The organism is Pseudoalteromonas sp. NEC-BIFX-2020_002, from assembly GCF_013002825.1.
Classification (GTDB): Bacteria; Pseudomonadota; Gammaproteobacteria; order Enterobacterales; family Alteromonadaceae; genus Pseudoalteromonas; species Pseudoalteromonas neustonica.
Window position 1 is genome coordinate 196,212 of the sequence record NZ_JABEPJ010000003.1, and the last position, 23,213, is coordinate 219,424.

At 39.9% G+C, this 23,213-nt stretch carries 19 protein-coding genes and 5 tRNA genes; 14 read left to right on the forward strand and 10 right to left on the reverse strand.

Annotated features, from left to right (window positions below; genetic code table 11):
* Positions 1 to 116 precede the first annotated feature (116 nt).
* A complete protein-coding gene (locus HJP15_RS05210; RefSeq protein WP_054206294.1) occupies positions 117 to 716 on the reverse strand; it encodes a Yip1 family protein in 600 nt (199 codons plus the stop codon).
* Between the two features lie 160 nt (positions 717 to 876).
* Entirely contained in the window at positions 877 to 1,683 is an 807-nt protein-coding gene (locus tag HJP15_RS05215; protein ID WP_170173190.1) for a substrate-binding periplasmic protein, read from the reverse strand.
* Positions 1,684 to 2,213: 530 nt separating this feature from the next.
* Between HJP15_RS05215 and miaE the strand changes: the two genes are divergently transcribed.
* Entirely contained in the window at positions 2,214 to 2,987 is a 774-nt protein-coding gene (gene miaE / locus HJP15_RS05220; protein ID WP_170173191.1) for a tRNA isopentenyl-2-thiomethyl-A-37 hydroxylase MiaE, read from the forward strand.
* Between the two features lie 28 nt (positions 2,988 to 3,015).
* Here miaE and HJP15_RS05225 read toward each other — a convergent pair whose 3' ends face one another.
* The gene (locus HJP15_RS05225) at positions 3,016 to 3,756 is read right to left on the reverse strand and encodes a UDP-2,3-diacylglucosamine diphosphatase (RefSeq protein WP_054206297.1); all 741 of its coding nucleotides are present in this window, start codon (positions 3,754 to 3,756) and stop codon (positions 3,016 to 3,018) included.
* 66 nt (positions 3,757 to 3,822) lie between these two features.
* A complete protein-coding gene (locus HJP15_RS05230) occupies positions 3,823 to 4,314 on the reverse strand; it encodes a peptidylprolyl isomerase (protein WP_054206298.1) in 492 nt (163 codons plus the stop codon).
* A 150-nt stretch (positions 4,315 to 4,464) separates the two neighbouring features.
* Here HJP15_RS05230 and cysS point away from each other — a divergent pair, with 150 nt between their 5' ends.
* A complete protein-coding gene (gene cysS / locus HJP15_RS05235; RefSeq protein WP_170173192.1) occupies positions 4,465 to 5,844 on the forward strand; it encodes a cysteine--tRNA ligase in 1,380 nt (459 codons plus the stop codon).
* Between the two features lie 337 nt (positions 5,845 to 6,181).
* On the opposite strand, the gene folD is transcribed toward cysS, so the two are convergent.
* Positions 6,182 to 7,036 (reverse strand): bifunctional methylenetetrahydrofolate dehydrogenase/methenyltetrahydrofolate cyclohydrolase FolD, encoded by an 855-nt coding sequence (gene folD / locus HJP15_RS05240; RefSeq protein WP_054206300.1) that lies wholly within the window; start codon positions 7,034 to 7,036, stop codon positions 6,182 to 6,184.
* Positions 7,037 to 7,386: 350 nt separating this feature from the next.
* Between folD and HJP15_RS05245 the strand changes: the two genes are divergently transcribed.
* From HJP15_RS05245 to HJP15_RS05300, 12 genes are all read left to right on the forward strand, one after another.
* A tRNA-Pro gene (locus tag HJP15_RS05245) sits at positions 7,387 to 7,463 on the forward strand.
* A gap of 125 nt (positions 7,464 to 7,588) precedes the next feature.
* Positions 7,589 to 7,665 (forward strand) — tRNA-Arg (locus tag HJP15_RS05250).
* A 23-nt stretch (positions 7,666 to 7,688) separates the two neighbouring features.
* A tRNA-His gene (locus tag HJP15_RS05255) sits at positions 7,689 to 7,764 on the forward strand.
* A gap of 17 nt (positions 7,765 to 7,781) precedes the next feature.
* Positions 7,782 to 7,858, forward strand: a tRNA-Pro gene (locus HJP15_RS05260).
* Between the two features lie 73 nt (positions 7,859 to 7,931).
* Positions 7,932 to 8,008, forward strand: a tRNA-Pro gene (locus tag HJP15_RS05265).
* 415 nt (positions 8,009 to 8,423) lie between these two features.
* Positions 8,424 to 9,728 (forward strand): trigger factor, encoded by a 1,305-nt coding sequence (tig, locus tag HJP15_RS05270; protein WP_170173193.1) that lies wholly within the window; start codon positions 8,424 to 8,426, stop codon positions 9,726 to 9,728.
* 164 nt (positions 9,729 to 9,892) lie between these two features.
* Positions 9,893 to 10,510: an ATP-dependent Clp endopeptidase proteolytic subunit ClpP gene (gene clpP / locus HJP15_RS05275; RefSeq protein ID WP_054206302.1), complete on the forward strand. Its 618-nt coding sequence runs from the start codon at positions 9,893 to 9,895 to the stop codon at positions 10,508 to 10,510.
* A gap of 134 nt (positions 10,511 to 10,644) precedes the next feature.
* A complete protein-coding gene (gene clpX / locus HJP15_RS05280) occupies positions 10,645 to 11,928 on the forward strand; it encodes an ATP-dependent protease ATP-binding subunit ClpX (protein WP_054206303.1) in 1,284 nt (427 codons plus the stop codon).
* 148 nt (positions 11,929 to 12,076) lie between these two features.
* Positions 12,077 to 14,437, forward strand: a complete 2,361-nt coding sequence (gene lon, locus HJP15_RS05285; protein ID WP_054206304.1) for an endopeptidase La — start codon at positions 12,077 to 12,079, stop codon at positions 14,435 to 14,437.
* A 185-nt stretch (positions 14,438 to 14,622) separates the two neighbouring features.
* Positions 14,623 to 14,925 (forward strand): HU family DNA-binding protein, encoded by a 303-nt coding sequence (locus HJP15_RS05290; RefSeq protein ID WP_305777735.1) that lies wholly within the window; start codon positions 14,623 to 14,625, stop codon positions 14,923 to 14,925.
* Positions 14,926 to 15,093: 168 nt separating this feature from the next.
* Positions 15,094 to 16,998, forward strand: coding sequence for a SurA N-terminal domain-containing protein (locus HJP15_RS05295; RefSeq protein WP_170173194.1), 1,905 nt, complete (start codon positions 15,094 to 15,096; stop codon positions 16,996 to 16,998).
* Positions 16,999 to 17,486: 488 nt separating this feature from the next.
* Positions 17,487 to 17,888, forward strand: a complete 402-nt coding sequence (locus HJP15_RS05300; protein ID WP_054206351.1) for a hypothetical protein — start codon at positions 17,487 to 17,489, stop codon at positions 17,886 to 17,888.
* Between the two features lie 44 nt (positions 17,889 to 17,932).
* Here the strand turns inward: HJP15_RS05300 and HJP15_RS05305 are convergent, their stop codons facing one another.
* From HJP15_RS05305 to HJP15_RS05325, 5 genes are read right to left on the reverse strand one after another with little or no spacing between them, the layout of a single operon-like run.
* Entirely contained in the window at positions 17,933 to 18,694 is a 762-nt protein-coding gene (locus tag HJP15_RS05305; RefSeq protein WP_170173195.1) for an ATP-binding cassette domain-containing protein, read from the reverse strand.
* Positions 18,694 to 19,686 (reverse strand): peptide ABC transporter ATP-binding protein, encoded by a 993-nt coding sequence (locus HJP15_RS05310; RefSeq protein WP_170173196.1) that lies wholly within the window; start codon positions 19,684 to 19,686, stop codon positions 18,694 to 18,696. The genes HJP15_RS05305 and HJP15_RS05310 overlap by 1 nt, the downstream gene beginning before the upstream one ends.
* A complete protein-coding gene (locus HJP15_RS05315; protein WP_054206308.1) occupies positions 19,687 to 20,580 on the reverse strand; it encodes an ABC transporter permease subunit in 894 nt (297 codons plus the stop codon).
* Complete coding sequence (locus HJP15_RS05320) at positions 20,567 to 21,601, reverse strand: ABC transporter permease (RefSeq protein WP_054206309.1); 1,035 nt, start codon at positions 21,599 to 21,601, stop codon at positions 20,567 to 20,569. The genes HJP15_RS05315 and HJP15_RS05320 overlap by 14 nt, the downstream gene beginning before the upstream one ends.
* The gene (locus HJP15_RS05325) at positions 21,601 to 23,208 is read right to left on the reverse strand and encodes an ABC transporter substrate-binding protein (protein ID WP_054206310.1); all 1,608 of its coding nucleotides are present in this window, start codon (positions 23,206 to 23,208) and stop codon (positions 21,601 to 21,603) included. The genes HJP15_RS05320 and HJP15_RS05325 overlap by 1 nt, the downstream gene beginning before the upstream one ends.
* Positions 23,209 to 23,213 lie beyond the last annotated feature (5 nt).

Sequence of the window (23,213 nt, forward strand, 5' to 3'; positions counted from 1 at the left end):
AAAAAGGAGCTAAATTAGCTCCTTTTTTGCGAAGGAAAGGGAATTTAAATAATAAATCGACTACTTAGTATTACACCTGTTTTATGTAGATAGCATGCTTTTTTACATCGCTTATTCTATGTAAACATAGGAGCAACAATGCCATTTGTCCATAATATTGCTGTCACGGCTAAAATAATTACCAGTAAAATCAAACCACACGTTACGACTGAGCTTGCGTAAATAAAGCCACGCTCTTGCGGTATATGCATTAAAATAGGTACACCCGTATACAACAGGTAAACTGAATATGCTAATGCAATCATTCCTATACAAACAACAAACCACAGGACAGGCCAAAATGCGGCTAATGCAGACATGAATACGGGAGTTGATGTGTATGCTGCAAGCTCTAGCGTTTGGGTAAATGTTGGTTTTGACCCAAAAGTGACCGCCATCCAATGAGCTAAATAAGCAAGCGCAAACACACCAATGATTAATGCGATATACATAGCTCCTGCAATTAATATAGCACTATCATGCGTTAAAAATACCGGGTTACCAGCGCCAATACTCCAACCTAAATAAACGGAAGAGTAATACCCCATAGCGGATGGGAATAGTGCAATTAGTAGTATATGCGATAAGCTATAAGTTAAGCTTTCATGGCGGTTATCAATAGTTTGCCACTCTTCGAGTGGGTGAGCATAAATGCCCCATAAATGGTTTAATATCATAATGTGTGCCCCATAAACTGAATTAGTTCACTGTTTTATTTTTATACAGCTTGTATTAAGTTATGGGTCAGTAACTGATACTTGTCAAGAAACGGTTAAATGGGTTTTAAGCAAAGTACGGTGTGGTACTCCTTATCAATAGGCATTAGCAAAGCGAGCCTCACGGTGATACATCTTTATATTTACGTTTCATCATAGGTTCTTCTAGCTGGCTTTTGCAGATATCTTTTAATGTTTCATTTTTAAACAGCAGCCCATTCGAACTTTTACCAAATAGCGCAAATGAAGAAACATCGAGCTTAGCGTCAATTTCATTTTCTTGTATTAATTCTGCTTTGTAGTAATTGTAAATCTGATAGTCGAGTTGGATAAAGTCAACACGCTTTTTAAAGAGCATTCTCACTTGATTATTTTGACGACTAGTTTCAAGGTATTTTGGGTTTGCTTTAGCCATTTTTTCATACTCACTACCCAGGCGATCAATTGCACCTTGCCATGACAGTAAAGAGTAGCGCTCTAAATCAGGGATGCTTTTTACCAAAAAATTGTTTTCAGAGAGGGCAAAAGCAAAGTTTTCATAGGCATATATGTTACCTGTAAAAAAACCATTTAATGATTCACTGGCAATAACAATTGAATTGATATCTATTACCGCATCAACTTCATTCATTTTATATGCAGTAAGGCGTCTGGCATAGGGGAAGGAAATAAACTCAAGTTTATAATTGGTTGGCTTCAAGCAGTCTTTCACCATATCAATTAAAATACCTGATTGCCCGTCGTTATGGATCCACGGTGCTAGATCATCACCAATGGCTATTTTAAGTTTTTTGGTTTGAGCACAAGCAGGAAAAGCCAGTATCCATGTAAAAAAGAACAGTGATAACATATTTAAAGGAGGCGATTTTAGTGTGTTATTAGCGCTTAAGCTAGGTTTGTTATTCTGGTTAACACCATTTCTAATCAATTGAGATCCTATTAATAACGACGGCAACACTATTTTTAAGAATAACGTGTGATAGGAGGATTTCAAGGCAGGATCTGATTTTTGATAAGTTTATGTTAGTTTAAATTTATTGAACAGCTTTAGGGCCTGTTTATCTTTCGAGGTTGAATTTGCAGCAGTGTGTTTGGTTTTTAAGCAAGGCAGAGCCTATGATGTGTGGTTATTCCCAATAAATAGGCGATAACGAAGCATAAATGCCAAACATGCGCTGCCCGAAGGGTTCTGTCTAGGAGCGATTAACTCTTTGTTACTCGATTTTTACTTAGCCCACTCGATTACAAATCGCGCGCGCGATTAAATCGCCCCTAAATTGAACGAATTTTAATCCACAAAGGTCAACAGGCCCTAATGATTTTAATATTAAAAAATAGGCTTTATCTTGATAAACTCAGATTTATTTCTATTTTTACTACCCGTATTTTATCGATACTATTGTTATGTGTATGGTATAATTTTGGCTCATTTAAAGTTTACGATAATGAATTTTTACCATGTCAAATCAAGAGTTGCTCGCCCCAATATTATCTTTTCTTCAATGTGAAACTCCGCAAGAGTGGATTATAGAAGCGACAAAAAAAGAAAATCTAACCGTTATTTTAATTGATCATTTAATTTGTGAATTAAAAGCCGCACAATCTGCAATGTTTTTAATTCGTAAATATGCAGTTGATAAAGAGGGCAGTGATGCGTTATTAGAATGGCTAAAACCATTTGAAACGCTTATTTATAAGCGCGAGGGTAACTGGCGCGATTTAGCTGTTAAAAATAAATTGACTAAATCAGTGATCCCTAAATCTGATTCACCTTACGGGCAAGGTTTGATTGATAAAATGGTGATGTTGATTAAAGAAGAGTTGCACCACTTTTATCAAGTGTTAGAAATTATGGATGAGTACGGTATAGAATATCAAAGTATTACGCCATGTCGTTATGCAAAAGGCATGTTACGTCATGTTAAGACTTTTGAACCAGATGCTTTGGTGGATAAGCTAATAGTGGGTGCTTACATTGAAGCGCGATCATGTGAACGGTTTGCAAAGCTTGCTCCGCATGTTGATAAACGTTTAGGCGATTTTTATATCTCTTTATTACGCTCAGAAGCGCGTCATTACCAAGATTATTTAACGTTGGCGCAAGAAATTGCAGACTTTGATATTGCTGAGCGTGTAGCATTTTTTGGTGATAAAGAAGCTGAACTAATTGCCACGCCAGACATTGATTTTAAATTCCATAGCGGTGTGCCAACGCTAACTACACATTTATAAAGAGAGAATAATAGCCCTAACTAACTATTTAATTTTGTGCGAATGGCTCACTTTTCAACATTTGTTTTTTGGCTGTGACCACTAAATATGATCCTTGTGTGTACCAATCGCCTAACACTGTTCGTGTGAGAGTTTGATTATCCACTTTATAGTGGTGCACATTAGGACGATGAGTATGGCCGTGAATCATATGCTGTACTTGGTGTTTATCAAAAGTTTCTAGCACAGCTTTTTCAGTTACATCTAGAATTTCTAATGCTTTACCAGCTTGATTTTGTTTTGATTTTTCTCGAGCATTTTGTGCTACCTTTCGGCGGTACCACAGTGGCATAGCGAGCATTAAACGTGGCCACCACCAACCACGACCTTTCTTACGAAACTTTTGATATTCGATATCTTGTGTGCACATTTCATCGCCATGCAAAATGACGGTGGGTGTACCATATAAATCAATAACAATTTGTTCAGGCAATAAAGTCATACCAGCTTGCTGGGCGTATTTTTCACGCATAATAAAATCACGGTTGCCATGTACAAAATACACGGGTGTCCCGTTGTCACTTACAACCTTTAAGCGTTTAGCCACTTCCGTAGAGAGCGCTGTAACGTAATCATCCCCAACCCATACTTCAAAAAAATCACCGAGGATATACAGAGCGTCAATGTCTTTATTAAGAATGTGAGAATCTAAAAATTGATAAAAAGCAGCGCTGATATCTGGGCGGTTTTCACTTAAATGAAGGTCGGCAATAAAATAAGTTTGGCGCATTGTGACTCGTAAACGTTAACGGAGAATAAAAAGCGGATGAAACATCCGCTTTAAATGAAAGGTAACTTAGCTAACAGTTACGCTTTTGATGATAACGTCATCAAGCGGAACATCTTGGTGGTGACCAGCACTTCCAGTCGCAACGTTTTTGATTTTTTCAACTATGTCCATGCCTTCAACAACTTCAGCAAACACACAGTAACCCCAGCCTTGTGATGTTTCACTGCTGAAATTTAAAAAATCGTTGTTATTGACGTTAATGAAAAACTGCGCAGTTGCTGAATGTGGATCAGGAGTACGTGCCATTGCAAGTGTACCAACCTTATTTGAAAGGCCGTTATTTGCTTCATTTTGAATCGGGTCATGCACTTCTTTTTGTGTCATGCCAGGCTCAAAGCCGCCGCCTTGTACCATAAAACCATCAATTACACGGTGAAAAATAGTACCGTCATAAAAACCAGCATTTGCATACTGTAAAAAATTTTTAACTGTGTTTGGCGCGTCATCTTTGTGCATGTTAATGGTGATATCACCAAAATTTGTGTGTAGAACAACCATGAGGTTTCCTATTAGCTGATTTATTTGGCACTATTTTATCTTAGTTAGCTAAGATAAACAAAGTGCTTATTCAATTGATAAAGCGCTAGAGCAGGGGCTTTTCAAGTGTTAACATAGTAATTCAAGTAAATAGTCAAGGACTCAAAATAAATGGTAAATATATACAACACACTGACACGTCAAAAAGAGCAATTTAAACCAATGGTCGACGGTAAAATCGACATGTATGTGTGTGGTATCACCATTTATGATTACTGCCATATTGGTCATGCACGTACATTCGTAAGTTTTGACGTGATCGTACGTTACCTTCGCCATATTGGTTATGATTTAAAGTATGTACGTAACATCACCGATGTTGATGATAAAATTATCAAGCGCGCCAATGAAAATGGCGAAGCGATTAATGATTTAACCGTACGTATGACTAAAGCAATGCATGAAGATTTTGATAGTTTAAACATGTTGCGCCCGGATGTTGAACCAACAGTAACAGGCCATATGGATGAAATCATCGAAATGGTTGAGCGCTTAGTACATAAAGGCCATGCTTATGTTGCAGCTGATGGCGATGTATTGTTTGATGTATCAACGTTTGAGCTGTACGGTGCATTGTCACAACAAGACCTAACAATGCTACAAGCGGGTTCACGTGTTGAAGTTGCGCAAGATAAAGACGATCCGCTTGACTTTGTATTATGGAAAAAAGCCAAAGCGGGTGAGCCATCATGGACATCACCTTGGGGTGAGGGTCGTCCTGGTTGGCATATTGAATGTTCTGCAATGAGTTCTAAGCATTTAGGTGAGCATTTTGATATTCATGGTGGTGGTTCTGATTTACAGTTTCCGCACCATGAAAATGAAATTGCACAATCATGCTGTGCAAATAACGGTAAATACGTAAATACTTGGATCCACACCGGAATGGTACAAGTTAATAAAGAGAAGATGTCAAAATCACTCGATAACTTTTTTACGGTACGTGAAGTATTAAAACAGTATGACCCTGAATCAGTGCGTTACTTTTTAATATCGGGTCACTACCGCAGCCAGTTAAACTACTCGCAAGAAAATTTAGATCAAGCGCGTTCCTCGCTAGAGCGCATTTATACAGCCTTACGTGGCGTTGAGCCTATCAATTGTGATTTAGCAGGAAATGAATACGTGGCTAAATTTAGAAAAGCAATGGATGATGACTTCAATACCCCAGAGGCATTGCCAGTATTGTTTGAGCTTGCTAAAGAGCTTAACCGCGTAAAAGATAGTGAGACTGCGCAAGCAGGGCAGTTAGCATTTGTGCTGCGCAGTTTAGGTGAAGTGTTGGGTGTTGCACAGCAGACGCCAGAAGCATTTTTACAAGGGGCTCAAGCAGATGATGAAGTTGCACAAATTGAAGCGTTAATCGTCAAACGCAATGATGCACGTGCCAGTAAAGATTGGGCTGCAGCGGATGAAGCGCGTGATGCGTTGAATGCACTTGGTGTAATACTAGAAGATTCAGCGGGTAAAACGACGTGGCGTAAAGCGTAATAAGTAATTAACCGTATATACCCAGGTCACCTCAAGGTGCAGGATTCAGCGTTTCACAGGGGCTTAATATCAAGGCGTTACTTCGCAATAATGGCGGTCCCTTTTAGGAGTAACAACGCAGAGAGTAAGTGCCTGTGAAACGCCCAACGGGTTGGTTTAAAAGCGATTTATACTGTGTTATAGATTTTGATAAGGGAATAACCATTACCTGCAATCAATGCCTTGCCTAAATCGCTTTTAATTCCAACTGAAACTCACATCTTGAGGTGACTTGGGTATATAAAAAGGGTTGCCAATTGGCAACCCTTTTTAATATGCGATAATTTTATTTGTAGTATTAACCGTGATATTTTTCGCACGCTTCCAATGTATTTTCAATTAAGCTTGCAACCGTCATCGGACCAACACCACCAGGAACTGGCGTGATGAAATGTGCTTTTTGCTCAGCGATATCATATTGAACGTCACCCACTAATTTACCAGTGTCTAAACGGTTGATACCTACATCGATTACGATAGCGCCTTCTTTAACCCAGTCTCCTGGAATAAACTCAGGTTTACCTACTGCGACAACCAACAAATCAGCGCGGCGTACATGAGTTTCTAAATCTTGCGTAAATTTATGACATACAGTAGTCGTACAACCCGCCAGCAATAACTCTAATGCCATAGGGCGACCAACAATATTCGAGGCACCTACAACAACTGCATGCATTCCTTTGTATTTTACGCCCGTTGAATCAAGCAGTGTAATAATCCCTTTTGGTGTACAAGGGCGAAGAGCTGGCATTCGTTGTGCTAAACGACCGATATTGTATGGATGAAAACCATCAACGTCTTTGAGCGGCGTAATATGCTCAAGAATTTTTTCAACATTAAGCCCTTCAGGTAAAGGTAGTTGGACTAAAATCCCATCGACTTGGGCATCGTTGTTAAGTTCATCGATTAAATCTAATAATGCTTGTTCATTTGTGTCTGCCGGTAAATCAAATGATTTTGATACAAAACCAACCTCTTCACAGGCTTTACGCTTTGAGCCTACGTAAACTTGGCTCGCTGGGTCTTGTCCTACAAGTACAACAGCAAGGCCTGGTGCGCGTAAACCATTTGCAACACGTTCACTTACTCGTTGTGCTACTGCACTTCGTACTTGTTTAGCTATTGCCTTACCATCGATGATGTTTGCCGTCATGGGTGACCTTTAATTGGGGTTAGTTAACTTGAAACTGATACTTAGCAAGACTATAAACGTTTTTAATGGGGTAAACGCAGTTGGTAATAACCAATCTCATTATAGTCTTGTCTTTATTCTAGAAGCTATTTTCGCAGAAAAGCATTAAAGCGCCAAGTTGCTTTTCTTATATTCACCTTCGAATTATATAAAAGTGCTGAAATTTTAGCTTAGTTTTACAATATTTAGCCATTATGAACTAAAAGTGAGCGATTGATTTATTTTCTTAAAAAAAGGTTTGACCTAACCCGGTCAAATCACTATTATGCACCCCGTTGTCAACGAGGTCACTCGCTAACAATAATAGGCATCGGCGATTAGCGCAGTTTGGTAGCGCACTTGGTTTGGGTCCAAGGGGTCGCAGGTTCAAATCCTGCATCGCCGACCACTTTTTTAAAGTTAAAGTGTAGCAAGATTGATTTGAGTATATTCAATTCAGTCGCAGATTAAAATTCTGTATCGCGACCATCTCTTAATTAAAGTAGCTTATTGGTTCGCTATGAAGTTTTCGATGCGCCCATAGCTCAGCTGGATAGAGCAACGCCCTTCTAAGGCGTCGGTCGAAGGTTCGAATCCTTCTGGGTGCACCATTTGAAAACAAGTAAATGCCGTGGTGATTGTAGCTCAGTTGGTAGAGCCCCGGATTGTGATTCCGGTTGTCGTGGGTTCGAGCCCCATCAGTCACCCCAATTTACACAAAGAATATCGGCGATTAGCGCAGTTTGGTAGCGCACTTGGTTTGGGTCCAAGGGGTCGCAGGTTCAAATCCTGCATCGCCGACCACTTTCTTTAGAAAATGGTCTTAAATTCTCAGTTTAAGTGTTCACAGAAAAATAGAAGTTAATTCTTCATATGTCGGCGATTAGCGCAGTTTGGTAGCGCACTTGGTTTGGGTCCAAGGGGTCGCAGGTTCAAATCCTGCATCGCCGACCACTTTCTTTACCTCTAAAGTTAAGTGATATTAAATTTATAATTTCTTCAAAACACAAACACGAACAATAAAAATTCTTCATAATATATTTTATAAAACCATTTCATCATTTTTATTCAAAAAAGCGAATGCGCTTAAAAATTGCTATCTAAAACGCCTGTTTTTTATCCTATCACCTTCTATAATGCGCTATCTAACCAAATAATTGCCCCCTAGACTCGACTATCATAAATATTAGGTTATAATGCCGCGTCTATTGTTTAACATAGTGCCCGAAGGGCAGAGCAGCATTGGTATCTTATAGTGGAGATGGGGTTGATAAGTCATTAAATGACTTTGAACGTGCCAAAACGCATAGTGATCACCGTGTTTGTAAGGAAGGCGAACAGTCGCCAAAATTGAAGATTGAGGTATATCATGCAAGTTTCTGTTGAGACGACTCAAGGCCTTGAGCGCCGTCTGACCATCACCGTTCCTGCAGAGAACGTTGAGACCGAAGTAAAAAAACGCTTACAACAACTGTCTAAAACCCAGCGTATTGATGGTTTCCGTCCTGGTAAAGTACCAACGTCTGTAATCAACAAACGTTACGGTGGCGCAGTTCGTCAAGAAGTAGCTGGCGAAGTAATGCAACGTAATTTTTATGAAGCTATTGTAGCTGAAAAAATTAACCCAGCTGGCGCACCAACATTTGCTCCTAAAGCACTTGAAGCGGGTAAAGATTTAGAGTTTTCAGCAACATTTGAAGTTTACCCTGAAGTAGAAGTTCAAGGTTTAGACAAAATTGCTGTTGAAAAACCTGCTGTAACGGTTACTGACGAAGATCTAGCTAACATGCTAGAAACTCTTCGTAAGCAACACGCAGATTGGGCTGACGTAGATACAGCTGCTGGCGAGAACGATCGCGTAACAGTTGACTTCGTAGGTACTATCGACGGTGAAGTATTTGAAGGCGGAAAAGCTGAAGACTTCCCATTAGAACTTGGCCAAGGTCGTATGATCCCAGGTTTTGAAGATAATATCGTAGGTAAAAAAGCAGGCGAAGAAGTTGTTGCTGATGTAACATTCCCTGATGATTACCATGCTGAAAATCTTAAAGGCAAAGCAGCTCAATTCACTATCACAGTGAAGAAAGTTGAAGCGCAAGAGCTACCTGAATTAAGCGAAGAATTCGCAACTAAATTCGGTGTAACTGAAGGCGGCGTTGACGCACTTAAAGAAGAAGTGAAAAAGAACATGACACGTGAACTTGACCAAGCGGTTAAAGCTAACGTGAAAGACCAAGCAATCAAAGGTCTTTTAGCTAACAACGAAATCGATGTGCCTAAAGCGCTAGTAGATCAAGAAATTGATGCACTACGTCAACAAGCAGCACAACGTTTTGGTGGCGACGCTAAAAACATGCCTGAGCTTCCAGCTGAATTGTTCCACGAACAAGCTGTAACTCGCGTTAAAACTGGCCTATTATTAGGTGAAGTAATTAAAGCGAACGAGATCAAAGTTGATGATGCTAAAGTTGAAGCATTAATTGCAACAGTGGCTTCTGCATATGAAGATCCTACTGAAGTTGTAGAATATTACAAAGCAAATGATCAACTTATGCAGCAAATGCGTAATGTAGCAATGGAAGAGCAAGCTGTTGAAGCTATTTTAGCTAAAGCAAATGTAACTGACGTTGAAAAAGCATTTGATGACATCATGAATCCACAGCAAGGTGCATAATAAGTCATTGACTTAAGCCCTCGCTAACGATTAAATGGCTCGTGTTACACTGTATTATGCAGCGTGCCCGAGCCATTTTAGTTTGTGGCCTTCAATTTCGCCAAAAAATAACTATGCTTCCTTATAATAAGGATAAGTATAAGCGCATAAGGAATTAGATAAATATGAACACTGGTATTACAGATCCACTCAATGCATTAGTACCTATGGTTGTTGAACAAACAGCGAAAGGCGAGCGCTCGTATGATATTTATTCGAGACTATTAAAAGAGCGAATCATTTTTTTAACTGGCCCGGTTGAAGACAACATGGCTAACCTAATTTTAGCGCAAATGCTATTTTTAGAGTCAGAAAACCCAGAAAAAGATATCTTTTTATATATCAATTCACCAGGCGGTTCAGTTACTGCGGGCATGGCAATTTATGACACCATGAATTTTATTAAGCCAGATGTAAGTACAATTTGTGTTGGCCAAGCGGCTAGCATGGGTGCATTCTTATTAACAGCTGGTGCAAAAGGCAAACGCTATTGTTTACCTAATTCACGGGTAATGATCCACCAACCATTAGGCGGTTTCCAAGGTCAAGCATCTGACTTTGAAATACACGCCAAAGAAATCCTGTCTATTAAAGACAAATTAAACCGTTTAATGGCAGAGCATACTGGCCAACCATTAGATGTGATTTCAAAAGATACCGACCGTGATAACTTTATGAGTGCAGCCCAAGCTGTTGATTATGGTTTAGTTGACGCCGTATTTACTAATCGCGAGAGCAAGTAATTACACAAGCTAGTAGTTAATTGTTACTAGCTTTGTCCTTTACTATGTGAAAACCAATATAATTTGGTATAGTTGAGCGTATTGAAATAGCTGCTAAGTAGTTTGGCAGCCAACGTATAAGATGAGGTAGCTGAATGTCTGACACTCCTACAGACGGCGACAAAAGTAATAAATTGTTATACTGCTCTTTTTGTGGCAAAAGCCAACACGAAGTTCGTAAGCTAATTGCAGGTCCTTCAGTATACATTTGTGATGAATGTGTAGAGCTGTGTAACGATATCATCAGGGAAGAAATCAAAGACATTGCGCCTAAGCACAACACGTCTGATAAACTACCTGCACCAAAAGAAATTCGTAATCACTTAGATGATTATGTAATTGGTCAAGATCACGCTAAAAAAGTACTTTCTGTAGCGGTTTATAATCATTATAAACGCTTGCGTAATCAAAATGGTAAATCTGATATTGAGTTAGGCAAAAGTAATATTCTACTAATTGGCCCAACGGGTAGTGGTAAAACATTATTAGCCGAAACACTTGCACGCTTATTAGATGTGCCATTTACGATGGCAGATGCAACAACACTAACTGAAGCCGGTTATGTAGGTGAAGATGTTGAAAACATCATCCAAAAGCTATTACAAAAGTGCGATTACGATGTAGAAAAAGCCCAGCGCGGTATTGTTTACATTGATGAAATTGATAAGATTTCACGTAAATCGGATAATCCTTCGATTACACGCGATGTATCGGGTGAAGGCGTGCAACAAGCATTGCTTAAATTAATTGAAGGTACAGTTGCATCGGTTCCACCACAAGGCGGGCGCAAACACCCACAGCAAGAATTTTTACAGGTCGATACCTCTAAAATCTTATTTATCTGTGGTGGTGCATTCTCTGGCCTTGATAAAGTAATTGAGCAGCGAAGCCAGAAAAATACTGGTATCGGTTTTGGCGTACAAGTCAAAGAATCAGCGGCAAGTCGTTCTTTAAGTGAAACATTTAAAGATGTTGAACCTGAAGATTTAGTAAAGTATGGTTTAATTCCAGAGTTTATTGGCCGTTTACCAGTGGTTGCAACGTTAACTGAATTAGATGAGTCGGCTTTAGTGCAAATTCTAAATGAGCCTAAAAACGCCTTAACTAAACAGTACGGCGCATTATTTGGTATGGAAGACGTTGAACTTGAGTTTCGTGATGATGCGCTTCGCGCTATTGCCCACAAAGCAATGGAGCGTAAAACGGGTGCACGTGGTCTTCGCTCAATTGTTGAGGCTGTATTACTTGATACCATGTACGAACTCCCATCAATGGAAGATGTTAGCAAAGTAGTGATTGATGAAACCGTTATTAAAGGTGAATCAGATCCTATTTTGATCTATCAAAGCGCGACTCAAGATAAAGTGGCCGCAGAGTAATATATACTCACTTTGATAAAAAAGGAGCCTTAGGCTCCTTTTTTTATAATTTATTTAATCCAATTACGTAAAATTGTTGAACTTTACTTAGGTTATCCCCATATACTTGAGTAATCTTTAAAATAAATGAAGAGCGAAGAGAAAAATAATGACGCTTGAGAGAACAGATCGAGTCGAAATCCCAGTGTTAGCACTGCGCGATGTCGTGGTATATCCGCACATGGTGATCCCGCTTTTTGTAGGCCGTGAAAAATCAATAAAATGCCTTGAAGCGGCAATGGATAAAGACAAACAAATTTTCCTTGTTGCGCAAAAAGACGCAACAGTCGATGAACCAGAACAAGATGATATTTATCGTGTTGGTACTATTGCCACCGTACTTCAATTACTAAAATTACCAGATGGTACAGTAAAGGTATTGGTAGAAGGTACGCAACGAGCAAAGCTTGAAAGCTTCATTGAAAATGAAGACTTCTTTGTTGCTAACGCGCAGTTTATTAGCTCTGAGGAAATCGATGAGCAAGAGCAAGATATTTTCATCAGCAGCGCAATAAGTCAGTTTGAAGGCTATGTAAAGCTCAATAAAAAAATCCCACCAGAGGTATTAACATCGGTCAGTGGGATTGATGAAGCGCCACGCCTTGCTGATACGATGGCAGCACACATGCCGCTTAAGGTGCCAGAAAAGCAAAAAGTACTTGAGATTGCCAGTGTAACGGAACGTCTTGAATATTTAATGGCGTTGATGGAAGGTGAAATCGATTTATTGCAAATTGAGAAGAAAATTCGTACCCGCGTTAAAAAGCAGATGGAAAAATCGCAGCGTGAGTACTACCTCAATGAGCAAATGAAAGCCATCCAAAAAGAATTGGGTGAACTTGATGATGTACCAGATGAATTCGAAGCGTTGAAAAAACGTATTGAAGAGTCGGGTATGAGCACTGATGCACAAGAAAAAGCAAATTCAGAGCTTGCCAAGCTAAAAATGATGTCACCAATGTCGGCAGAAGCGACAGTCGTGCGTTCATACATAGATACATTAATTAATGTACCGTGGAAAAAACGCTCAAAAGTGAAAAAAGATTTAGCCGGTGCGCAAAAAATCCTTGATAGCGATCACCACGGTCTTGATAAAGTAAAAGAGCGTATTATTGAATATCTTGCGGTTCAGCAACGTACTAATAAACTAAAAGGGCCAATTTTATGTTTAGTAGGGCCTCCAGGTGTTGGTAAAACGTCATTAGGCCAATCGATTGCACGCTCTACGGGTCGTAAGTACATACGTATGGCGCTGGGTGGCGTACGCGACGAAGCTGAAATTCGTGGTCATCGCCGTACTTATATTGGCTCAATGCCAGGTAAGCTAATCCAAAATATGAGTAAAGTGGGTGTTAAAAATCCATTATTCTTATTAGATGAAATTGACAAAATGTCTTCGGATATGCGTGGTGATCCAGCATCGGCTTTATTAGAAGTACTCGATCCTGAGCAAAATAGTCATTTTGCTGATCATTACTTAGAAGTTGATTACGATTTGTCGGATGTAATGTTTGTTGCAACATCTAACAGCTTTAACATTCCTGGCCCATTATTAGATCGGATGGAAGTTATTCGTTTGTCGGGTTACACCGAAGATGAAAAGCTAAATATTGCAAAAGAGCATTTAATTGTTAAGCAAGTTAAACGCAATGGCTTAAAAGACGACGAACTTGTTTTAGAAGACAGCGCTATAATTGGTATTATTCGCTATTATACCCGCGAAGCTGGCGTACGTAATTTAGAGCGCGAAATATCTAAGTTATGTCGCAAAGCCGTTAAGAATATCTTGCTTGAAAAAGGCACTAAAACCGTCACTATCAATGCACAGAACCTTGAAGATTTCTTAGGTGTACAACGCTTTGATTACGGTAAAGCAGAAGACGGCGATCGTATTGGTCAAGTAACAGGCCTTGCTTGGACTGAAGTAGGTGGTGATTTACTGACGATCGAATGTGCTGCGATGCCAGGTAAAGGGAAGCTAAGTTACACCGGTTCACTTGGTGATGTCATGCAAGAGTCGATTCAAGCTGCTATGACTGTTGTGCGTAATCGTGCAGATGAATTTCGAATTAACAGTGATTTTTATGAAAAACGTGACATTCATGTACATGTGCCTGAGGGAGCAACACCAAAAGATGGACCAAGTGCAGGTGCTGCTATGGTAACTGGTTTGGTTTCAAGTCTTACGGGTAATCCTGTTCGTGCTGATGTTGCAATGACGGGTGAAATTACGTTGCGTGGTGAAGTATTACCAATAGGTGGCTTAAAAGAGAAGTTACTAGCGGCCCACCGAGGTGGTATTAAAACCGTTATTATTCCAAAAATTAACGAACGTGACTTAAAAGAGATCCCTGACAACGTATTGGCAGGCCTTGATATTCACCCTGTTACTTGGATTGATGAGGTTTTAAAACTTGCTTTAGTACACCCAGTTGAGAGTTTTTCAGTCGAAACACCAAAAAACCAGTAAAAAAGCGAAAAAAAGTGCTTGAAAGGGCTTTTCAAATCTAGATGGTATGATAAGTTAAGCACTGGTTTTCAAGCCTAGGCCTTATGTGGCCTAGGCTGAAGAAAAAATACAATCGTATGAGCATGAAAAAGTTTGCTCTAAAATTTTCAAAATAGTGATGTTAGTTTAAAAAACAATCGCTCTTGATAATAACAATGAAAGAGGATGATATTGTGAATAAATCTCAATTAATCGATCAAATCGCAGCTGACGCTGACATTTCTAAAGCGGCTGCGGGTCGTGCACTAGATTCATTCATCGAGTCTGTTTCAGGCGCTCTTAAAGATGGCGATTCAGTTGCTCTAGTTGGTTTCGGTACTTTCTCAGTACGCGATCGTGCCGCTCGTTCAGGCCGCAACCCACAAACTGGCGAAACAATTCAAATCGCTGCAGCGACTATTCCAGCTTTCAAAGCTGGTAAAGCGCTAAAAGATGCATGTAATAGCTAATCACTGTTTTAGTAGGTTAGTTTTGGCAGTGTAAGAAGTTAGTCGCTTTTTAGCACAATTAACTATCTTTATCGCCAACTGCTTCAAGAAAAAAAGCGTATCTGGTAAGATACGCTTTTTTTACATGAGCAAGGCGATTTCTGCCTCGAATAGAATAGAGATAAATAAATGCTTGAGAAAATAAGAGAGGGTTCGCAAGGACCAGTAGCAAAAGTTATTTTAGGCGCGGTAATTTTATCTTTTGCCTTAGCAGGGATCGGTGGTTACCTAGGTCAAACCACAGAACAACCCGTTGCTGAAGTAAATGGAGTTAAAATCAGCCAAACCGAATTTAGCCGAGCACTACAAAATGAACGTTCACGCTTGGAACAACAATTTGGTGAATATTTCGCGCAAATTGCTGCAGATCCAAATTATATGGCGCAAATTCGCCAAGGTGTGGTTGATCGTTTAGTACAACAAGAATTACAAACGCAACTGGCTGCAGAGTTAGGCCTTCGTGTAAGTGATGATAGTGTTAAAAAATCAATTTTAGAACTGCCTTACTTTCAAATTGGTGGAAAATTTAATAACGATCGCTATTTACAAGTTATTCGTCAAATGAATTTTCAACCAGAAGCATTTCGTGAATACCTTCGTGAAGAAATGACTCGTAGCCAGCTTGTATCAGCTGTTGCAGGCAGCGATTTTGCTTTGAAAAATGAATTAACAAGCGCGATTGCACTACAACAACAAACTCGTAGCATTGATTACATTGTAGTTAGCAAAGAAAGCCTACAAGACAGTATCGTTGTTAATGAGCAAGAAATTGCAGATTACTACGATTTAAATACATCACAGTTTTTAGCTCCAGAACAGGTATCAGTAAGCTATATTGATTTAAATGCTGCGAACTTAAACCTTGAAACGAATGTGACTGAAGATGACGTTAAAGCGTATTATGAGCAAAGCAGTGCGCAATATATAGAACCGGAAAAACGCCGTGTATCACATATTTTAATTGATAGCAGTGAAAACGATGATGCAGCTAAAAGTAAAGCTGAAGATTTATTAGCGCAATTACAACAAGGCGCTGAGTTTGCTAAATTAGCTGAATCATCATCTGATGATATTGTTAGTGCTGAAATGGGCGGTGATTTAGATTGGATCGAACGCGATATGATGGATCCTGCATTTGAAGACGCTGCGTTTGCACTTGCTGCAAAAGGTGACTTTTCAGAGGTTGTACAATCGGAGTTCGGTTACCATATAATTCAGTTAACTGATATCCAAAGCCAACAAGTAAAAGCGTATGATGCGGTTAAAGCTGATTTACGTGCGGAACTAGAGCGTACTGAAAAAGTAAATGCGTTTTATGAAAAGCAAACAGAAATGGCTGGAATTGCATTTGAGATTTCAGATACTTTAGTTGATGCAGCTGAAGTTGCCGGTGTTGAAGTACAAACAACGGCGCTAGTTGAACGCAACGCATTACCAGCACCACTTAACACACCCGCAGTGATGAGAGCATTATTCTCGCCAGACGTGCTTGAAGATAAAATGAATTCAGAAGTACTTGAAATCGGTGATGAGCACGTTATTGTGGTTCGAGTTAGCGAGTATGTGCCTGCAACGACAAAACCACTTGTAGATGTGTCTGAACAGATAAAAGCGCGTTTAGTGAGCCAAAAAGCATCAGAACTTGCTAAAGAGAAAGCAACTACCTTATACGCAGAAATTAAAGCAGGTAAGAGCTTAACAAACGTAGCAACTGAGCAAAGCTTAGAACTACGCCAAGAGGCTACACTGACACGTCAAGCATATACGGTTTCTCCAGCAATCGTTCAACACGCCTTTAAAATGGCTCATCCTAGTACTGCTCCAGTAGTTGAAAAGGTTGAGTTAAATAACGGCGATGCAGCAATTGTTGCTCTTAAAACAGTGACAGATGCAGCTATTGAGGGCGAAATCGAAGCGCAGCTTAAGCAAAATATTACAATGGCCCAAGTTAACAAAAACTACATGGTATTCATTGAAGCTTTAAAAGCAAACGCTGAGTTAAACTTGCCGGTAGCACCACAAGCCGCAGAATAAGTTTATTCTAATAAATAAAAAGGCGCCAATGGCGCCTTTTTTGTTTTTCACTGACAGTATGCTAGGGCGTGTTGACCTTTCGTGATTGATTTTGCAGCAGTCTATTTGGTATTTAGGCAAGGCAGCGCCTATGGTGTGTGGTGTTCCCCATAAATAGGCGATAACGTGACCAAAGGATTCTTCCTAGGGGCGTGAGCAGGACGCGGAAGCTTTGCTCAATTTTTACTTAGCTCACTCGATTCCAAACCTCGCGCCGCGATTAAATCGCCCCTAGATTAAATAAATTTCAATCCATAATGGTCAGCACGCCCTAGTTTCCAACCGAGTATTTGCTGCGACGTTACAGAGTGATTTTATTTGTTAAATTGTTCAAATACTTATGCAAATTGGTATCAACTACTTAAATTTAGCAAACTTGTTTAGGTTACTTTTTAATGTACTTTGGTATAAGCTCAGTGCTTAAACGCAAATTTTATCAAAGGATCGTTATGAAATTCGAGCAGCTATTAAATAATTTTGATATGGGTATCTGTGTTGAACAGTTACAAAAAGAATCACTGTTAGATCTTGCATTACTATTTGTCGCTGTTGATGGTTCGATTGCAGAGGAAGAGTTAACTGTTGTTGAAACATGGGCGCATAAGATTGAGTGGAATTCAGCGATTAACCTTGATAACTACATTATTGATATGACAAGTAAATGTGTTTTGGCTGTACAAAGTGATGACATTGAGTCATTTATTCAGCATCGAATGACGCATATTGTAGATCAATCAATGAGGGTGTTTGTATTAGAATTACTTAAACAAGTTATTGAAGCTGACGGCATTACTGATGAAAATGAAATTAAAGCGTTAAAAATTGTTGAATCATTAATTCAACCTGCTTAATGGGTATATTTTATGCGCGGGTCGCCTCGCGCATATATTGAGGGTCAGCAGTTAAATAATTTTTGTGTTACGCGCGACTTAGGTGCTTGGAAAACATCTTCAGTTCTTCCATATTCAACAATCTCACCATGCTCAAGTACGACTAATTGATCGCTAATGTGGCGCACTAGACTTAAATGATGTGTTATTAAAATATAGCTTAAGCCAGTTTCTTGTTGTAATTTAAGTAGTAAATTTACGGTTTGAGCTCGTACAGAAGGGTCTAAAGATGATAACGCTTCATCAAGCACCACAACCTTTGGATCAAGAATCAACGCCCTTGCTAATGCAACACGCTGTAATTGACCGCCACTGAACATATGAGGGTAATAATGTTGGTGATCGTTTAATAAGCCAACCTTAGCCAGAGTGACCTTAATTTTTTCAACCCGCGTCTCTTTATCTAATGATGTGTTGTATTGTAAGCAATCATCAAGCATGTCACCAATGGTTAAACCAGGATTAAGAGAAGCTTCTGAATCTTGAAATATCATACGAATATGGCGACATTGTGTATCTCTTACGCCATTGTCTTCGATAATATTACCGTCTAAATATATTTGCCCGCTATCGGCGGTGCCTGCGCCTGCTAAAAGTTTTGCTAAAGTACTTTTCCCAGAGCCTGTTTCGCCAATGATTGCCAGAGTTTCCCCCTTTTCTAAGCAAAACGAAATATTTTTTAGGACACTAAATTGTTTACGTGAAAATAAGCTTGCACGTAAATTAAAGCATTTAGATAAGGCTTGCACCTTTAATAGTGGCTGCATTATTTCATAGCCTTAATTAATGGAAAATGACACGCATAGCTATGACCATGCTGCTTTGTTGATGGGGGAGTCACTACACAGGCTTTTTGTGCTTGTGGACAACGAGGACCAAGGCGGCAACCAATTGGTAAATGCTGCAAAGTAGGTATTGTGCCTTTGAGTGCGTAAAACGGTTCTTTATGAGCAAGGCCATGCTCATAATCAGGTAAGCTTTTTAACAATGCTTGTGTATAAGGGTGGCGAGGATGGGAGAATATACGTTGTGTAGGGCCAGCTTCAACCATTTGTCCACAATATAGAACGTGTATTCCGTGAGACCAGTCTACAATTTCCTCTAGCTCATGGGAAATCATTAAAATCGACATGTTCTTAAGTTGGTTTAAACTTTTTAATAATCGAAAAACCTGTGCCCGAGTCGTACTCTCAAGTGCCGTTGTTGGTTCATCCGCAATGAGTAATTTTGGCGTTCGTGCAATAGCCATCGCAATCATTACTTTTTGACAGACACCTTCAGAAAGTTCATGCGGGTAGCTGGTAAGTACTTTTTCATGATCTTTTATACCGACCTTATGGATTAATGCTTTGACTCTATCTTTACGTTCTCGATTTCGCTTTAAGAAAAAGCCTGAACTGTGCACTGGCGGTAAGGTTTCAGCTATTTGGTCAAATATTTTTGCCGTTGGATCAAGGCAACGACTTGGATCTTGGTAGATCATAGCAATGTCTTGGCCAACAATTTTTCTACGTTGTTGGCTTGATAAGCGCATTAAATCAACACCGCGCCAGTGCATTCGGTCAGCGGTGATATGCCAGCGTTCATTTAAAACTCCAACAATAGCTTTTGCTATTAAGCTTTTTCCGGATCCAGACTCACCAACTAATGCATGCACTTCACCTTCTTTGAGGCTCAGGCTCACTCTGTCGACGGCACGTATTACGGTATCAGATGTACGCAGCTCTATGGTTAGATTTCTAATGTCGAGTAATTGCATTTAGTCTGCCTTTCGTGCTTTTAGTACTTGTCGCAGCCCATCACCAACTAAGTTAGTAGATAGGACCGCTAAAAAGAGTAATACACCTGGTAAGCCCACAGTCCATGGCGCTAGGTAAATTAAACCTAAATTTTCTGCTAAGATAGCGCCCCACTCAGTGGTGGGGGGTTGAGCACCTAGCTTTAAAAACCCTAATGCGGCAATATCTAAAATAGCGGTTGATAAAGCCATAGTAAAAATAACCACAATGTGTTCATAAATATTTGGAAAAATCCCACGCGAGAGAATATGCCAATTAGAGGCGCCATCAAGTTTAAATGCAGTGATGTAATCCTTATTTAGCTCAGTCACTATAAGATTGCGCACAGAATGAATAAACTGTGGTAGCAGCGCGAGAATAATCGCCCACACTGTGTTCATTAACCCAGGGCCTAAAATTGCGATAATGATAATAGCTAATAACAGAGATGGAATTGATAATGTAATATCAAGAAGGTGATTTAAAAAGCTAGAGCGAATGCCACGGCTTATCCCTGCAAACGTGCCAACTACCACACCAATGACCGTTGTTAGTAATGCTGCGACAATTGAGAGTCCAAATGTATAGGTTGCGCCATTCATTAACCTTGATAACACATCTCGGCCTAGGTCATCTGTACCAAGTATAAAACGCACATCGCCCATTTCATGCCATGAAGGAGGGATCAGCAGTGCTTCACTGTGCTGCTGATTCACGCCATAGGGGGCAATCAATGGAGCGGCGGCAGCGAGAACTGCAAAAGCACTAAAAAGCCATAACCCAACAACTGCCGGGTGATTGGATTTGAATTTGCGCCAAAACCGCGCTAATGGCGACTTATTCGACTCTTCTGAAAATAAATTAAACTTTGCCATGCGCTTGGTTCCGTGACAGCGGGTCGAATAAGGTATAGGTGAGTTCGGCAACAATGGTTGCAAGGATCACAAACATTGATACGGCCAATAAGCCACCCTGTATAGCAGGGTAGTCTCGTTGGTAAATGCTATCTATTAGCCAGCGACCAACGCCTGGCCACGAGAATATAACTTCAGTGATCATCGCCAGGGTGATCAAGGTACTAAACTGTAAACCAATTTGTTTTATTACAGGCAGCAGTGCATTACGCAGTGCATGGTGCATTATGAGTTGGGCACGGTTTAGGCCTTTGGCTCGTGCGGTTTTAATATAACTCTGTTCGAGTACATTGAGCATTGAGTCTCGGGTGAAACGAACTAACACGGTAGTTGGGTACATGGCTAATACAATTGTGGGCAGTGTTAAATGATGCAATGCATCTAGCATAGCCATGCCTGAATATGGAAAGTCAGCCAGCGCTATATCAAGTAAAATAAAGCCGGTTTGCGAGGGGATTTCATAGAGCAGCCCCATTCTTCCAGACATCGGAAACCACCCTAGTTGCAGTGAGAACACCATAATAAGGAGTAAGGCTAGCCAAAAAACAGGCATTGAATAACCAATAAGAGTCGTTGAATTTATCAGTTTATCAGGCCAGCTTTTTTGGTATGCCGCAGCAATAATCCCTGCAGGTACGCCAAAGGTGACAGAAATAACTAAGGCGTAAATACTTAACTCTAATGTGGCTGGAAATAAATCGATAATATGACTAAAAACACTGTCTCCAGAGGCAAATGAAAGCCCCCAGTCACCTTGCAAAATACGTCCTAAAAAAGCAAAATATTGCATTAAATAATTGTCGTTAAATTGATACTTATCTTGTAGTTCGCTCGTTTGTGAAAAGCTTGTATTAGTAATGCCACTTAAATTACTTAAAGGGTCACCTGGAAATAAATAGCTCAAGGAGAAGGTAAACACACTGAGCGTTACCATCATAAAAAGTAATAAACCTAAGCGGCGCATTATATAATCAAGTATCATTATTTTTTCCTCGCATTTGCTAAGGAAATAGCCCCAAACGGACCAAGTTGAACCCCTTCAACGTCAGCACTGCGTGCTTGGAAGCGCATACCATGTGCCAGTGGGAGCAATGGTAACTCTTGAACAATCATAGTTTGAGCTTGTTGATAATATGTTTTGCGCATTGCCAAATCAGTTGTGTCGAGGGCTTGAGTGAGTAATAAGTCAAACTCAGGGTTGCACCAATTTGCTGGATTTTTACCACTAAAGGTTGCTGTGCAACTGAGCAATGGACTAAAAAAGTTATCGGGGTCTGGGGTGTCAGCTGCCCAACCAAGTAAGACGCTGTCGTGGCGGTGTTCACCAATACGTTGAATAAATGTGTTCCATTCGTACTCTATAATGCTCACGTTTATACCAATTTGTCGTAAATCACTTTGCATAAGCTCAGCCATTTTTCGTGCATTGGGATTATAAATACGGCTCACGGGCATTGCCCAAATAGTCATATCAAAGCCGTTGGGTAATCCTGCATCGGCCAATAGTTTTTTTGCCAAATCAGGGTCAAATCCCGGTAATTTAGTTTGTGCTTGAAATGCCCATGATGTTGGCGGCAGAATAGACTTTGCACGAATGCCATTACCGTAATACACAGCTTGCATAATTTTTTCAATATCAATGGCATGAGCAAGGGCTTTACGTACTCTTAAGTCATCAAATGGTGGACGCTGTGTATTAAACGCCCAGTACCCGATATTAAGGTTAGTCTCTTTTTGTACGACAATGTCATCACGTTGAGCAAGAATACTCAGTTGTGTACTGCTTGGGTGGGCGGTGATATCACATTCTTTAGTGAGCATTTTTGCAATACGGGTTGTGCCATTAGGTGTAATGTCATAAACCAATTGCTCTAGAACAACTTTGTGCTTCCAATAGTCAGGGTTACGATAGTAACGAACCAAATGATCACGTCTGTATTCTTTATAAATATAAGGGCCAGTGCCAACCGGATATTGATCAAATAAGTTGGTTTGCTCGCGTTCTTTTAACTGCAGGGCATATTCACGAGACAGCAAAACAGCAAAGTCTGTTGCCATATTGGCTAAAAAGCTACTCTCTGCATTAAATAATTCAAACCGGACTTGGTGATCAGATACACGGACAATTTGCCGAATTAGCTGATCTATCCCCACGCTTTGAAAATAAGGGTAATTGGCATCGCCAACAAAATGGTATGGATTATAGACATCAAATAAACGGCTAAAGGTGAATATCACATCGTCAGCGTTAAAATCTCTGCTGGGGGTAAAGTAAGACGTAGTATGAAATTTTACATCTTTACGCAAGGTAAAAGTGACCGACTTTCCATCTGGACTTATTTTCCAATCAGTTGCCAGCTCACTTTTAAACTCTGCCGTAATAGGGTCAATACTGATCAAACGGTCATATAACTGATTTGCAATGATATCAATGGTTGAGCCTGTGGTTGTAACCTGAGGATTAAACGATACGGGGTTTGCCTCAGCGCAATAGACTAAGCCTTGATTTTTTTCTTCGAGTGTTTTTTCTTTGGTATCTAGGCAGCCTGTAAGGCATAGCGTAATAATACCAAGTAACAATTTATACACTTGCT